Origin of the sequence: Bradyrhizobium sp. (assembly GCF_019242285.1) — a bacterium.
Taxonomy (GTDB): domain Bacteria; phylum Pseudomonadota; class Alphaproteobacteria; order Rhizobiales; family Xanthobacteraceae; genus Bradyrhizobium.
In genome coordinates, this window is the sequence record NZ_JAFAVV010000491.1 from 1 (window position 1) to 12,871 (window position 12,871).

The following is a 12,871-nucleotide window of genomic DNA, read 5'->3' on the forward strand; positions in this document are numbered from 1 at the left end:
TAAATTCCTTTGTTTTGCAGAGCTTTTCGCGATCGGGGCGGAGAACCTATCCGGCAGTTGCAGGCAGACCAGAGCGGAGCGGATGCTGTTATCAGCGGAGGCCGTTATAGCCGCGCGGGCACGGCTCAAAGCCGCTCCTCCTTTGGAGCAATGTGCTACTGAGAGGACGGCCTAAGGCTCGAACTCACTTGGTCCCTCCATGGCGACGTTCATCATCGACTGCCCTCACTGCAAGGCCAAGGTCGGCGCCGAGCAGCACGGCTATATCGACCGCTCGCATTGGGACGATGAGGCCGGCGAACCGGTCGGCGAACGAATCCTCATCGGCAAATGCCCAAGCTGCACGCTGTCCTTGGTTGGACGAGCCGCACAAATCGAATTCGAGGACTACGACAGTGACGCCGATTCGTTCGGCGACGTTGTTAGGGTATATCCGAACCCTCCTAAGGCCTTCACGAGCTGGCGAATTCCGCGGACGCTTACGCAGTCGCTCGTTGAGGCGGACCGATCGTTCCAGGCCGGCGCCAACATCGCTGCGTGCGTAATGCTCGGTCGTGCGCTGGAGGCGCTGTGCCGCAATCTTCTGCAAGAAAAGGAAGAGCTAAAGGCCGCCGAGGGGGCGCCAGCGAAGCCGAAGAAGCGCCTGATGCTTGGCAACGGCATCAAGGAATTGCGCGAGCGCAAGATCATAGACGATCGCCTCTATGACTGGAGCCTCAGCCTGCAGGCGGTGCGCAACCTGGCGGCCCACCCGGAAGACATAAGCGTCTCTCGGCAGGACGTCGAAGACCTGCAAGCATTCGTCTACGCCATCACCGAGTACGTCTACGACCTGACGGACCGCTATAATGAGTTTAAGGAACGCGAAGAGGAAAAAAGAGACCGAGGCGTTCTGCAACTGAGATGTTCGCCGGTATCGCGAAACTTGAGGAATAAATCAGAACTCTGCCCACACGTCCCCAACGCCAATCCCGATCACAGGCGGGAAAATCCGTGGAATGATACCAGCAGCGCTAAACTCTGAATGAAATTTCAAAGGCAAATTCCGCCATCACTCGGGAGAGGTCCAAGGTTCGACCTCTTATCTTCATAAATACCTTGGTTGCCCTGAATGCGCGAATTGCTGGGGAAGATACGAGCAGGTCAGGCTCTGGGCATCGAGGCCAAAAGGGTATTGATTTCCCTCATCTCGCTGTAGGCAATCGCGCAGATCCGCCACTCGCGTGACCTCAAGGCCAGTGTGTAGGAGGCTTCGTGTGAAAAGAGCACCTCACCCGGACTGTTGAGGACGTCCCACAGAACGGTCACGTGGCGGAGTCGCGGTGAGAGAGCGCGAACTTGAAGATCGCGTATGGGTCCGCTGGCCACGCCAAGCCGGCGATAACCCTTGAACAAGGGCTTGACGATCTCTGCCAGGTATTGCTCAACCGAGGTCACCACGGTCAGCGCGATGTCGCCGCCGTCGTCGCTGACGAAGTGGCAGGGGTAGAGAAAGCATTGCGCCAATGCCTTGGCATCCCGCGCAGCGAAAGCTTCGGCATAGCGCGCGAAGAGCGCCTCGATGTCGCCGGTACTCTCGATAGCGCCTGTCATTCTCGCGGCCTCCTCTCCGATCATATCTCATCACGCGGAAGCGTGGCGGTCTCAATCTTGAATTCGCGCTAGTTTGGCCAGCGACGACAGAATGTGCGGCTGCACCGAGAAACTCGCGGAAAGTCGCCCTGACCCGCTTCCTGAAGAGTGCGTCAGGCACCGGTTCAGAAGAGAGCGAACGCCGCTCGGCTGCTTGGGTCGCGAGCAGCGATAAGCTCCCCGAACGCCGAAGTGAATCGAACGGCGCTGGACTGGTTTCGTCACGACATGAGTCCTTTGGCGACCGCCAAATTTCGAGCAGCCGCGGCGTGACCGGGATCGATCGCCGGCGATGAACACGGGTCCCCTGCGGCTCTGCTGTCGCGGCCCATCTTAGTCCTGCGGCGCCGCGAGGTTGACTGCCCAGATGGCGATTGTCTGCAACTCGGCTGTCTCCACCAAAACGCGGCTCCAAAACGCTTCCTCCTTGAACCTCATCATATTTCCGGTTATATAACCGGAACTTCGATGACTTGGAAAGGATCCCATGACCAGCAAGTCCCAGCGCAAGGCGACCCGTACGCACCGTCGTCGCGCGGCGGCGCGAGGCTTTGTGCGCGTTGAGGTTCAGGCATCCAAACAGGATGCCGGCCTCATCCGGGCGCTGGCCGAGACGCTGCGTGGCGGGGACGAGAAGGCCGAGGCGCTTCGATCCACCCTCGTCAAATCCGTGATGAATCCAGAGATGAGAACTGCTTTCGACATCTTCGGCTCCGAACTTCCCGACGAAGTCTTCACAGATGTTTTTGACCAGCCGCGCCTGCGAGGTTGGCGCCGGGTCGATCTGTGAAATTCCTGCTCGACACGAACGTCATTTCCGAAATCCGCAAGCGCGACCGCGCCCATCCAAACGTCGTCCATTGGGTTGCTCGCACACCGGTCGAGGACATTGGGGCGAGCGTGCTCGTGCTCGCTGAAATCCGTCACGGCATCGAGTTGAAGCGGCGGAGCGATCCAGCGCAGGCCGAATCTCTCGATCGATGGTTTTTGCAGGTGCGGACCGGGCTCGGGGGGCGTGTCCTGCCTATCGACGAGCCGGTCGCGGAAGCCTGGGCGCTCCTGGGAATTCCCAATCCGTTGCCTTTGATCGACGGCCTGCTGGCGGCAACTGCCAAAGTACACGGCCTGACATTGGTGACCCGCAATATCGCGGACATTGTCGTGACCGGCGTCCAGGTGCTTGATCCGTTCTCTACCTGACAGGCGATCATCCGCAGCAAAGTCGCTCCGGAGTTCCGGCAGCCACCCAAATGTCTTGCTCAACGATCCCGGGCTGATCGCGTTCGCGCTGGATCGGACGAACGCCGGCATGGATTTCGCCGATTCGTTCCATCTTGGACGAGCGGCGCCCTGCGATGCCTTCCTGACGGTCGATCAGCGATTCGTCAGATCCGCGAAGGCGACGGGCCTGGCAAAGGTCTGGCTCCTGCAAAATCGACAGTCACACAGGCTTTCGGCATCGCGGCGGGCGATCATCATTGTTGCGCAAAAGCAACAGCCGCGAACAGATCGACATTCACAGCGCGAACAACCAGACCGCAATGATGGTGCCGAGTGTGGCCAGGCCGCTGATGGTCCAGCCGGTGGCATAGGCCATCTCGTCCTCCCGCGTCGGCCGCGGCGCATCGATGGGTGACATGGCCGTGTGCAAGTTCATGGTTTTTCTCCGGAAAATCTGCCCATGGCGATAACGGCAGCGACTCACATCGGTTCCGGCGCACAGCGAAAAGCGACTGTTGAATGGCCTTTCTCGGTCGGCGGCGCGCGTTTTTACTCACAAATAACTGATCGGGGGTGCTAGGCCCAATTGTCGCAGTTTCTGTATGGTGCGCGCGCCAAACTTACGGAGGTTCCCTCATGCGCAAATTAATCGTCGCGATCGCCGCCCTTGCCTTTGTCTCGTCGACCGCCCTCGCTCCTTCCATCGCGTTCGCCCAGGACAAGGCCGGGTCCCCGCCGGCGAGCGGCGACACCATGAGCAAGGGCGACATGTCCAAGGACGGCATGAAGAAGACGAGCAAGAAGTCGAAGAAGTCTTCGAAGAAGTCCGACGACATGTCCAAGTAATGAACGACGCGGCCGCCTTCGGGCGGCCTTTTCGTTTCAGGCCAGCGACGAGCGCCGCTACGGCGCCGTCAGTCCCGTTTCCTTCAGCCGCGACGCGAGCCATTCGGACAGGGCCTGGTCCTGCACGCCGCCGAGATAGACTTCCACGTGGCTGACGCTCTTCTTGGCCAGCACCACCAGGACCCCGATCCAGAAGGCGAACCACAGATGCGGATCGGTCAGTCCCCGCAGCTTGTGCCGGTCATGCTCCAGCGGCTGATGGTTGGACGCCTTGCGGACCTCGACCGCCAGCAGGTTTTTCGGAACCTCGCGCTGGTGCACGACGATGTCGGGGTAGACCGATTTGGCGAGGGCATCGTCGGTCGAGACGATCGTGCCGCGGGGGAGCCTGAACGCCCGCTCGCCGAGCCGGTTGTAGTCGCAATCGACCTGCCAGCCCGAGAATCGCCGCTCGAGGCTCACCGCCAGCCGATGACACAGCGCGCGCTCGCCGGCGTCCTTTTCGAACAGAAAGGCCTCGGCCGCGTAGAAATCCCGCAACGCGTCGACAAGTCCACCCAACTCGGCGTGCATGGCGCCCCCGACCCAATACACATGTCGTCATTGCGCGGCCCCCGCCCGCAATGACGTCCACGAACGTCCCCGCCGCCGCGCTACATCTGCACTTCGATCAGGCGCGGCCCCTGCGCGGCGATGGCTTCCGCCAGCGCCTGGTTGAACTCGTCCGCCGTGGTCACTGCGCGGCCCTCCACCCCCATGCCGCGCGCCAGCGCAACGAAGTCGATGGTCGGACGGTCGAGCTTCAGCATGTCCTGCGCCCGCTTGCCGGGCTCGCCGGCGCCGACACCGTCGAATTCGCCGCGCAGGATCTGGTAGATCCGGTTGGCGAACACGATGGTCACGACGTTGAGGCCCTCGCGGGCCTGCGTCCACAGCGACTGGATCGTATACATCGCGCTGCCGTCGCCGACCATGCAGATCACCTTGCGGTCCGGACAGGCGACCGCGGCGCCGGTGGCGACCGGGGTGGAGAAGCCGATCGAGCCGCCCATGTTCTGAAGCCAGTCATGTGGCGCGGCCGCCGCCGTCGGCGGAAAGAAGCCGCGGCCTGTGGTGATGGATTCATCGACGATGATCGCATTCTCGGGGATTGCGCAGGCGATCGCCTGGGCGATCGAGGCATGATTCAATGCCCCCGTGGGCTTGTTCAGCTCGACGAGCTGCTGCGGCGTCACGTCGGACGGCCTGGCGCCGAGCGCGTCAGCGAGCGCCTCCAGCGCCGCGACCGAGTTCTCGCCCCAGGCGGTCATGCGATGCACCTCGCAGCCCTCGGGCTTGAGGATGCTCGGCTTGTTCGGATAGGCGAAGAAGGCGACCGGATCGTTGGCCTCGACCAGCACGATGTTCTCAAAGTTTTTCAGGATCGGCAGCGCGGATTCGATCACATAGGGGATGCGGTCGATCGAGAAGCGGCCGCGGCCGCGCGCCATGCGCGGATGATAGGTCTGGCCCATCACCTTGCAGCCGGTCTTGCCGGCGATCTGCTGCGCCAGCGCCAGTCCCTTCTCGGTCAGCGCGGCGCCGGTGACGAGCAGCAGGTTGGTGTCGCCGCCCGCGTGCAACACCTTCGCCGCCTTCTCCACGGCTTCCGCCGAGAAGCCCGACGCCTGGCCTGCCGCCTGCACCTCGGCGATGCCGTCCGCTTCGTTCCAGGCGGTATCTGCGGGGAGGATCAGCGTGGCGATCTGCGGCGGCGAGCTCCTGGCTGCCGCGATGGCGGCGGCGCCGTCGGCCGCGACCGATTTCGCGTTCGGCGAGGTCCGCACCCATTCCGACATCGGTCGCGCCAGGCCCTCGATATCGGAGGTCAGGGGCGCATTGAAGCCGATATGGTAGGTCGCATGCTGGCCGACGATGTTGACGATGCCCGAACGCGCCTTCTTCGCGTTGTGCAGGTTGGCGAGCCCGTTGGCGAGACCGGGCCCGAGATGCAGAAGCGTCGAGGCTGGCCTGCCCTTCATCCGGAAGTAGCCGTCGGCGGCCCCGGTCACCACGCCCTCGAACAGACCGAGCACGCAGCGCATTCCCTCGACCCGGTCCAGCGCGGCGACGAAATGCATCTCGGAGGTGCCGGGATTGGTGAAACAGATGTCCACCCCGCCCGCGACCAGGGTCCGCACCAGACTTTCCGCGCCGTTCATCGTTCCACTCCGCTCGCCGGCCTTGCTGCCATCGGCCTGAAGATCAATCATTGTTCGGCGCGCCCGTCAAAGGGTGGCAGCGCATCGCAGCCAGTTGCGGTAAAAGCAACGCTTCGCGCGAATCCACACGGCTCACGGAGCCGTTGGTTGCGAAAGGCAGGCCGGTATGGCCTGTCTGGCTTCATGGGGATTCCACTTATTTCATGAGAGAGAAAATGACCCGGATCGTGGTGGCGTTGGTTTTGGGGGCGCTGTTTTTCGGCATGGACTCCGCCCAGGCTCAGTTCTTCGGTAACCGTGACTTCGGCCCGGATTACTATGGCCGAGGCAGAGGCGGCCCGGACTACTACAACGGCGGCGGCCCTGACTTCTATAACCGAGGCGGCGGCGGACCTGACTTCTACAGCCGGGGCAGCGCCGGCCCGATCCCGCGAGAAACCGTGATGTACCCGGTCAATCTCGCGCCGGGCACCATCGTCGTGAACACCGCCGAGCGGCGCCTCTATCTCGTGCTCGGCAATGGTGAGGCGCTGCGTTATGGCATCGGTGTCGGCCGCGACGGGTTCCGCTGGGGCGGCGTGCATCACGTCTCCGCCAAGAAGGAATGGCCGAGCTGGACGCCACCCTCGCAGATGCTGCGGCGACGCCCCGACCTGCCCCGCCACATGGAGGGCGGCATCGACAATCCCCTGGGCGCCCGCGCCATCTATCTCGGCTCGACACTCTACCGCATCCACGGCTCCAACGAGCCGGAGACGATCGGGCAGGCCGTCTCCTCCGGCTGCTTCCGCATGACCAACGAGGACGTCGAGGATCTCTACGACCGCGTCCGGGTCGGCGCGACCGTGATCGTCAGGAATTGAGATGGGAACTAAGATGGGAATTAAGATGGGTCCTGGCCGCCCTGGCGGCGGGCCTGCTCGGCAGCGCCGCGCAGCCGCCGCCTGCGTCGGCTGAAATCCCCGCCGTCGCCGCGCGCCAGCGCGCGGAAAGGAAGAGCTTCACCGATGCCGAGATCGTCGACGGCTTCCTGAAGACGGCGTTCGGCGCCGAGTATCACCTCGCCGGCCGCGTCGACCACATCCGGAAATTCGACGCGCCGGTGCGGGTGTTCGCCGACGGCAGCCGCCGCGATCGCAAGACGCAGTTGGCGAACGTGGTCGCCGATATCGGCCGGCGCGTCCAGCACCTGGACATCGCGATGGCCAGGACGCGGGCCGAGGCCAATGTCAGCGTCAAGCTGGTGCGGGACCGCGATCTCGACCGCACCATCGCGAGCCTCTACGGCCGCGAACGGGCGCGCGAGATCAAGACCTCGCTCGATCCGCAATGCCTGTCGGGCTTCCGCAAGAACGGCAGGTTCGAGATCGAGCATTCCGACGTGATTCTCACCGTCGACAATGGCGGCTTCGTGTTCCTGGATTGCGCCTATGAGGAGCTGTTGCAGGCACTCGGGCCGATCAACGACACGAGCGCGGTGGCCTGGACCATGTTCAACGACAAGGTGTCGATGGGCTTCTTCGACGTCTACGACCAGTATCTCTTGAACATCCTCTACGATCCGCGCATCAAGGCGGGCATGACGGTCGAGGAGGTCAAGGCGGTGCTGCCCGAGGTGCTCGCCGATGTGCGGGCCTGGGTGCGGAAGCTCAACGATCTGCCGGAGTGACGGGCACCGGCCGCCGCGAGGCGCCGCTTGCGACAACCGCTTTACGAATTTCGCGGCGAAAAACCGCTCAGGCCCCCGTGGACGACCGCGGCGCGGCCAAACGGTCGACAATGACCGCCAGCGCCCGTTCGAGTTCCGGATCGTCGATCTGGAACAAGGCCCTCATCAACCGCAACTGGCGATAGGTCTTCACCGTGTCCACTTCGGAAAGAGACAACGGCGGCTCGGAGGTCTTGGTCATGACGGGATCCAGTTGCGCGATTCGAAAGTCAGGCCGGGCCCGCGCGGTCGCGGGATCAAGCCGAGCCCCGCAAGGAATGCCCACAACTGCATTGTCTGCAACCACGGAGGGCGCAACTCCAGGCCGCCGGCAACGTATAGTTTAATTCAGTTATAATTGTGACTTAAAAGCGTGAATCCGTCTAATGAGTAATCCGAAACCTCCCATAAATTTTCAAATGACGAGTTCCCCTGCCAGACGCGCTGCTTCATCGCAGCGCCTGCCTTGCCGGACGGCGTGAGGAGCCCCAGATTGTCGCGCCTTCGCCGCCACGCAGGCAGCGTGGAGCCTGAAGCCGGAAAGCGCCCGTCGGTGGGCGGTGCAGCAGCCGGCACGCGCGATCAGGTCTTCGACACCGGCCCGCAGATCGACTTCAGTTCCGTCCATTCCGTCCGGGTCAGCAATGGCGGTCCGGCGGCCTGCCGGTCCAGCTCGCTCATTCGTTTCAGCCGGTCCTCGGTGAGCGGGTGGCTTGCCAGGATCGAAAGCGGGTTGTCGCCTTCCTTGCCGGTGACGCGGAACAGCAACTCGCCCATGGGCTTGGGCGATCGGCCCAACCTCTGCATCACCTCGATGGCGAAGCTGTCGGCGTTCTGCTCCGCCTCGCGGGAATAGGTCGCGGTCACGAGCGAGCGCGATGCGAAGATCAGGGTGCTCGAGCCCGTGACGTCGCCGAACAGGAGCCCGACCAGGAACGAGGTGCCGCCGTTGTAGATCACCTCGCGAACGCTGTCGCGGTGCGCGAGGTGCCCGAGCTCGTGGGCGAGAACGCCCGCGATCTCGTCCGGATCGTCCGCCTTCGCCAGCAATCCCTTGAGCAGGTAGACCTTGCCGCCCGGCAGCGCGAAGGCATTCGGGATCGGGGTGTCCAGCACCGCGGGCTCGACCGCAAGGTCCAGACCGGATGATTTCCGCAGCGCATCGACGAGCTTGACGAGCGCCGCCTGGCCCGCCTCTGCCTTGCAGGCGTGTCCACCGAACACCGCCTTCATCTGCGCGTCGGCGGCGTCGCCGAGGCGTCGTTCGAAACTGGCCGGCACCAGCGGCGTCAGCCGGTCGGCAGCCAACGGGATGGCGAACAGGATGACCAGCACGATCGAGGCCGCCGCGGCGAGCGACCAGCCGACGATGCGGGCGATGCTGCGGCCGTCCAGGCTGTTGTCGCCGAGCCGCGCGCAACGGGACTCGAGATCGGCGGCAAGCGTGGCGTCCCGGATTTCGAGCCGGGCCAGCGGCGAGGCGGACAGGCAACTCACGCGCAGGACGCCCGGCGCGCCGTCCGCGCGCCGGATGTCGGCGTAGTCCCATGATTCGGAGGGGAGCCCCTCCCCGCTGATCACGAGCTTGTCGCCGAAGGCCAGGACGACCGTCCGCTTCCGGCTCGATTTGCCGTCGTAATAGACGGCCGATCGGACCGGATCGGGTGCCGCCTGCTCGGCGGTGTTGGCCGTGAACTCCACTAGAAGCCCGCCACATCGAGCCCGTCGGCGAATCCCTCGCCAAGCGCGCTCGCCGCTTCCCCTTTCGCGGTGACGTTCTCGGCGGATTCGATGGCATGCACCTTCGTGGAGCTTGCCACCCTCGCCCAGAGATCACGCTGAAAATACAGCCGCATCACCACGTTGAACGCCAGGATGAACGCCAGATAGCCGATCACGAGCAGGACCATGAACGGGATGTTCTTCGGCAGCGCCTGCATCGCCGCCTCCATCGGGCCGCTTCCCTTCAGGAGAAAGACACAGAGTGCGACATAGGCGCCGATCACGAGGTCGAACAGCAGGAACCAGCCGATCACCTTCCAGTACAGGCCATAGAGCGCAGTATTGGGCAATTTCGATTCCAGCCGCACGTCGCCGAACCGGATGCCGCAGAGCCACCAGCGCCACTCGCGCGCCTTGAACTCCGCGTAGAAGATCGGCAGCAAGGGAAAGATGATCCAGGCGACCGGACCGAACAGCCACAGACCCCAAGTGCGCTTGAAGAGCTCCCAGCCGCGTCCTTCGAAGCTGCCCTGCAGATCGCCGTAATGGGAGTGGTGCATCTTGTAGCGCTCGAGCGCGGCCTCGCGCCAGGCATAGGCGCCGCCGAGCGTCACCAGCACCAAAAGGCCCCAGAGCATCGAGCGCCAGGCATAGGCCCATCCCGATCCGTCCATCCAGAAGCGGACGCCGCGCCAGACCGTGCGGGTCAGGCGATAGCGTCGGGCGCGGTAGATCGCGAATTGTCCGAACGCATAGAATCCGATCACCAGCGGCACGCTGGCGAAGGCCTTGAAGCGCTCGGCCTCGATGCCGATCACGAAATAGACGAGGTAGATCGGGACCAGGATCGCCATCGCGAACAGGAATCCGACCAGCAGCTCCCTGCCCCGACCAGTGTATTCGGGCGCATCGCCGTCGACCAGCGTATGCGACCACAGGTGCCGTCGGATGTCGGTGACGAGCCAGAACCGGTAGAAGCCGAACGTCACCAGCTCCAGTGCTGCGCCGCGAGACGCCAATGACAGGAATCGGCCACGATTCCCGGAAAACGCCACCGGCGCCGGCGGCACCCCGGGCGGCTGGCCCGCAACAAAACTCATCTGATTCACAGTTCAACCCCTCCGTGTAAAACACGCATGCTACGACGCGCATTGGTCGGCAGCATGACGGGCCGGGTTCAACGCCTTAATTACGAGGATTTTTCGAACAATTCGCGGCCAATTAGCATGCGACGGATTTCGCTGGTGCCGGCGCCGATCTCGTAGAGCTTGGCGTCGCGCAACAGCCGCCCGGTCGGATAGTCGTTGATGTAGCCGTTGCCGCCGAGCAACTGGATGGCGTCGAGCGCGCATTGCGTGGCCTTCTCCGAGGCATAGAGAATCGCGCCCGCCGCGTCCTCGCGGGTGGTCTCGCCGCGGTCGCAGGCCTTCGCCACCGCATAGACATAGGCGCGCGAGGCGTTCATCGTCGTATACATGTCGGCGATCTTGCCCTGGACGAGCTGGAACGTGCCGATCGGCTGGCCGAACTGCTTGCGCTCATGCACATAGGGCATCACCACGTCCATGCAGGCCTGCATGATACCGAGCGGCCCTGCCGCCAGCACCGCACGCTCGTAGTCGAGCCCGCTCATCAGGACGTTGACGCCGCGCCCGACCTCGCCGAGCACGTTCTCCTCCGGCACTTCGCAATCGGCGAACACCAGTTCGCCGGTGTCGGAGCCGCGCATGCCGAGCTTGTCGAGCTTCTGCGCGGTGGAAAATCCCTTCATGCCCTTGTCGATGATGAAGGCGGTGATGCCGCGCGGCCCCGCATTCGGATCGGTCTTGGCGTAGACGACCAGCGTCTCGGCGATCGGTCCGTTGGTGATCCACATCTTGCTGCCGTTGAGGACGTAGCGATCGCCCTTCTTCTCGGCCCGCGTCGTCATCGACACCACGTCGGAGCCGGCGTTCGGCTCCGACATCGCGAGCGAGCCGACATGGTCGCCCGAGATCAACTTCGGCAGGTATTTCCGCTTCTGGGCCTCGCTGCCGTTGCGGCGGAGCTGGTTGACGCAGAGATTGGAATGCGCGCCATAGGACAGTCCGACCGCGGCGGATGCGCGCGAGATCTCCTCGACCGCGATGCAATGCTCGAGATAGCCGAGCCCGGAGCCGCCATAGTCCTCCTCGACCGTGATGCCGTGCAGGCCGAGCGCGCCGAGCTTCGGCCAGAGATCGCGTGGAAACTGGTTGGTCCGGTCGATCTCGGCGGCGCGCGGCGCGATCTCGTGGCCGGCAAAGTCCTGAACGGTCTCGCGAATGGCGTCGGCCGTCTCGCCCAGATCGAAATTGAACATCCGATGTGCGTTGGGGATCATGGTCACGGTCTCCAGGAAATCCAGTCGTGTGCACGCCTCGATACAGACCTAATCGCTGGAATACCGCTTGTCACGGCAGAAGTGCGGCGCCGCAGAATACCAGCATGGCGAGCACCGCGCCGGCAACTCCTCCTTGCCTGAACGCCCGCGAAGGGATGTAATTCGCCGAGGAATCGACCTTTGCGGTATATCCGCCTTGCAGAGCCGCAGCTCAGGATTATCTGGGATGGACTCTCGGGCGGTGCCGGCCGAAGCGCGTCCGTTTCGAGTTTCGCCGAGGATTGTGAAACTCCGCCGGCGCGTATCGCCGCATAAGTGAAATCCCTCGTGTCAGGAAGCAGTGAACGATGAACGTCCAGACCACCGTCCGTTCCGACAGAGCCGAGCGACTGCGCCGCGCGCGTGAGGAGGCCTATTCGACGCCCCTGAAGGACTTCCATCCCGGCGCGCCGCGACTGTTCCAGGACGACATGCTGTGGCCGTGGTTCGAGCGGTTGCGCAAGGAAGAGCCGGTACATTACTGCACCAATTCGCCGATCGAGCCCTACTGGTCGGTCACCAAATATCACGACATCATGCATGTCGACACCCATCACGGCATCTTCTCCTCCGACGCCGCGATCGGCGGCATCACGATCCGCGACCAGCCGCCGGGCTACGACTGGCCGAGCTTCATCGCGATGGACCAGCCGAGACATGCCGAGCAGCGCAAGACGGTGTCGCCGATGTTCACGCCGGCGCATCTCGACGAGCTCGCGATCCTGATCCGCAAGCGCTCGGCGAAAGTGCTCGACGGCCTGCCGCGCAACGAGACCTTCAACTTCGTCGAGAGGGTCTCGATCGAATTGACCACGCAGATGCTGGCCACCCTGTTCGACTTCCCGTTCGAGGAGCGGCGCAAATTGACCCGCTGGTCCGACGTCTCGACCGCCCTGCCGAAGAGCGGCATCGTCGATTCGCCGGAGCAGCGGCAGCGCGAGATGAACGAGTGCCGGGAATATTTCGCCAGACTCTGGAACGAGCGCGTCAATGCCGAGCCGCGCAACGACCTGTTGTCGATGATGGCGCACAGCGAGGCGACGCGCCACATGGACGGCGACAATCTGATGGGCAACATCATCCTGCTGATCGTCGGCGGCAACGACACCACGCGCAACACCATGAGCGGCTCGGTGCTGG

At 63.6% G+C, this 12,871-nt stretch carries 15 protein-coding genes; 7 read left to right on the forward strand and 8 right to left on the reverse strand.

Annotated features, from left to right (window positions below; genetic code table 11):
• Nucleotides 1–199 precede the first annotated feature (199 nt).
• Nucleotides 200–1,024, forward strand: coding sequence for a DUF4145 domain-containing protein (locus JOY90_RS19400; protein WP_291692722.1), 825 nt, complete (start codon nt 200–202; stop codon nt 1,022–1,024).
• A 119-nt stretch (nt 1,025–1,143) separates the two neighbouring features.
• On the opposite strand, the gene JOY90_RS19405 is transcribed toward JOY90_RS19400, so the two are convergent.
• Nucleotides 1,144–1,593 carry a hypothetical protein gene (locus JOY90_RS19405; protein WP_291692723.1) on the reverse strand — a complete coding sequence of 150 codons (450 nt, stop codon included), beginning with the start codon at nt 1,591–1,593 and terminating at the stop codon, nt 1,144–1,146.
• 526 nt (nt 1,594–2,119) lie between these two features.
• Here JOY90_RS19405 and JOY90_RS19410 point away from each other — a divergent pair.
• Together JOY90_RS19410 and JOY90_RS19415 are read left to right on the forward strand one after the other, a co-directional pair.
• Entirely contained in the window at nt 2,120–2,422 is a 303-nt protein-coding gene (locus tag JOY90_RS19410; protein ID WP_291692724.1) for a hypothetical protein, read from the forward strand.
• On the forward strand, nt 2,419–2,832 hold the full coding sequence (locus tag JOY90_RS19415; RefSeq protein WP_291692725.1) for a type II toxin-antitoxin system VapC family toxin: 414 nt from the start codon (nt 2,419–2,421) through the stop codon (nt 2,830–2,832). The genes JOY90_RS19410 and JOY90_RS19415 overlap by 4 nt, the downstream gene beginning before the upstream one ends.
• Nucleotides 2,833–3,148: 316 nt before the next feature.
• On the opposite strand, the gene JOY90_RS19420 is transcribed toward JOY90_RS19415, so the two are convergent.
• Nucleotides 3,149–3,289: a hypothetical protein gene (locus tag JOY90_RS19420; protein WP_291692726.1), complete on the reverse strand. Its 141-nt coding sequence runs from the start codon at nt 3,287–3,289 to the stop codon at nt 3,149–3,151.
• Nucleotides 3,290–3,489: 200 nt separating this feature from the next.
• Here JOY90_RS19420 and JOY90_RS19425 point away from each other — a divergent pair, with 200 nt between their 5' ends.
• Nucleotides 3,490–3,699 (forward strand): hypothetical protein, encoded by a 210-nt coding sequence (locus JOY90_RS19425; RefSeq protein ID WP_291692727.1) that lies wholly within the window; start codon nt 3,490–3,492, stop codon nt 3,697–3,699.
• Nucleotides 3,700–3,756: 57 nt separating this feature from the next.
• Here the strand turns inward: JOY90_RS19425 and JOY90_RS19430 are convergent, their stop codons facing one another.
• Entirely contained in the window at nt 3,757–4,272 is a 516-nt protein-coding gene (locus JOY90_RS19430) for a hypothetical protein (RefSeq protein WP_291692728.1), read from the reverse strand.
• A gap of 80 nt (nt 4,273–4,352) precedes the next feature.
• Entirely contained in the window at nt 4,353–5,900 is a 1,548-nt protein-coding gene (locus JOY90_RS19435; protein WP_291692735.1) for an acetolactate synthase large subunit, read from the reverse strand.
• Nucleotides 5,901–6,115: 215 nt separating this feature from the next.
• On the opposite strand from JOY90_RS19435, the gene JOY90_RS19440 reads away from it, so the two are divergent.
• Nucleotides 6,116–6,763 carry a L,D-transpeptidase gene (locus tag JOY90_RS19440; protein ID WP_291692729.1) on the forward strand — a complete coding sequence of 216 codons (648 nt, stop codon included), beginning with the start codon at nt 6,116–6,118 and terminating at the stop codon, nt 6,761–6,763.
• 32 nt (nt 6,764–6,795) lie between these two features.
• A complete protein-coding gene (locus JOY90_RS19445) occupies nt 6,796–7,569 on the forward strand; it encodes a DUF2927 domain-containing protein (protein WP_291692736.1) in 774 nt (257 codons plus the stop codon).
• 67 nt (nt 7,570–7,636) lie between these two features.
• On the opposite strand, the gene JOY90_RS19450 is transcribed toward JOY90_RS19445, so the two are convergent.
• From JOY90_RS19450 to JOY90_RS19465, 4 genes are all read right to left on the reverse strand, one after another.
• Nucleotides 7,637–7,810: a hypothetical protein gene (locus JOY90_RS19450; protein WP_291692730.1), complete on the reverse strand. Its 174-nt coding sequence runs from the start codon at nt 7,808–7,810 to the stop codon at nt 7,637–7,639.
• A 380-nt stretch (nt 7,811–8,190) separates the two neighbouring features.
• On the reverse strand, nt 8,191–9,309 hold the full coding sequence (locus JOY90_RS19455) for a M48 family metallopeptidase (RefSeq protein ID WP_291692731.1): 1,119 nt from the start codon (nt 9,307–9,309) through the stop codon (nt 8,191–8,193).
• Complete coding sequence (locus JOY90_RS19460; protein ID WP_291692732.1) at nt 9,309–10,430, reverse strand: DUF898 family protein; 1,122 nt, start codon at nt 10,428–10,430, stop codon at nt 9,309–9,311. Before JOY90_RS19460 ends, JOY90_RS19455 begins: the two co-directional genes overlap by 1 nt.
• 89 nt (nt 10,431–10,519) lie before the next feature.
• The gene (locus JOY90_RS19465; RefSeq protein ID WP_291692733.1) at nt 10,520–11,692 is read right to left on the reverse strand and encodes an isovaleryl-CoA dehydrogenase; all 1,173 of its coding nucleotides are present in this window, start codon (nt 11,690–11,692) and stop codon (nt 10,520–10,522) included.
• A gap of 347 nt (nt 11,693–12,039) precedes the next feature.
• Between JOY90_RS19465 and JOY90_RS19470 the strand changes: the two genes are divergently transcribed.
• The coding region (locus JOY90_RS19470; protein ID WP_291692734.1) for a cytochrome P450 at nt 12,040–12,871 on the forward strand (832 nt) is incomplete at its 3' end.

Bases quoted from the DNA above. Each gene is read 5' to 3' on its own strand.
- JOY90_RS19420 (WP_291692726.1), bottom strand. From the start codon at position 3,289: ATGAACTTGCACACGGCCATGTCACCCATCGATGCGCCGCGGCCGACG.
- JOY90_RS19460 (WP_291692732.1), bottom strand. From the start codon at position 10,430: ATGAGTTTTGTTGCGGGCCAGCCGCCCGGGGTGCCGCCGGCGCCGGTG.
- JOY90_RS19400 (WP_291692722.1), top strand. From the start codon at position 200: ATGGCGACGTTCATCATCGACTGCCCTCACTGCAAGGCCAAGGTCGGC.
- JOY90_RS19410 (WP_291692724.1), top strand. From the start codon at position 2,120: ATGACCAGCAAGTCCCAGCGCAAGGCGACCCGTACGCACCGTCGTCGC.
- JOY90_RS19465 (WP_291692733.1), bottom strand. From the start codon at position 11,692: ATGATCCCCAACGCACATCGGATGTTCAATTTCGATCTGGGCGAGACG.
- JOY90_RS19435 (WP_291692735.1), bottom strand. From the start codon at position 5,900: ATGAACGGCGCGGAAAGTCTGGTGCGGACCCTGGTCGCGGGCGGGGTG.
- JOY90_RS19425 (WP_291692727.1), top strand. From the start codon at position 3,490: ATGCGCAAATTAATCGTCGCGATCGCCGCCCTTGCCTTTGTCTCGTCG.
- JOY90_RS19430 (WP_291692728.1), bottom strand. From the start codon at position 4,272: ATGCACGCCGAGTTGGGTGGACTTGTCGACGCGTTGCGGGATTTCTAC.
- JOY90_RS19440 (WP_291692729.1), top strand. From the start codon at position 6,116: ATGACCCGGATCGTGGTGGCGTTGGTTTTGGGGGCGCTGTTTTTCGGC.
- JOY90_RS19405 (WP_291692723.1), bottom strand. From the start codon at position 1,593: ATGACAGGCGCTATCGAGAGTACCGGCGACATCGAGGCGCTCTTCGCG.
- JOY90_RS19450 (WP_291692730.1), bottom strand. From the start codon at position 7,810: ATGACCAAGACCTCCGAGCCGCCGTTGTCTCTTTCCGAAGTGGACACG.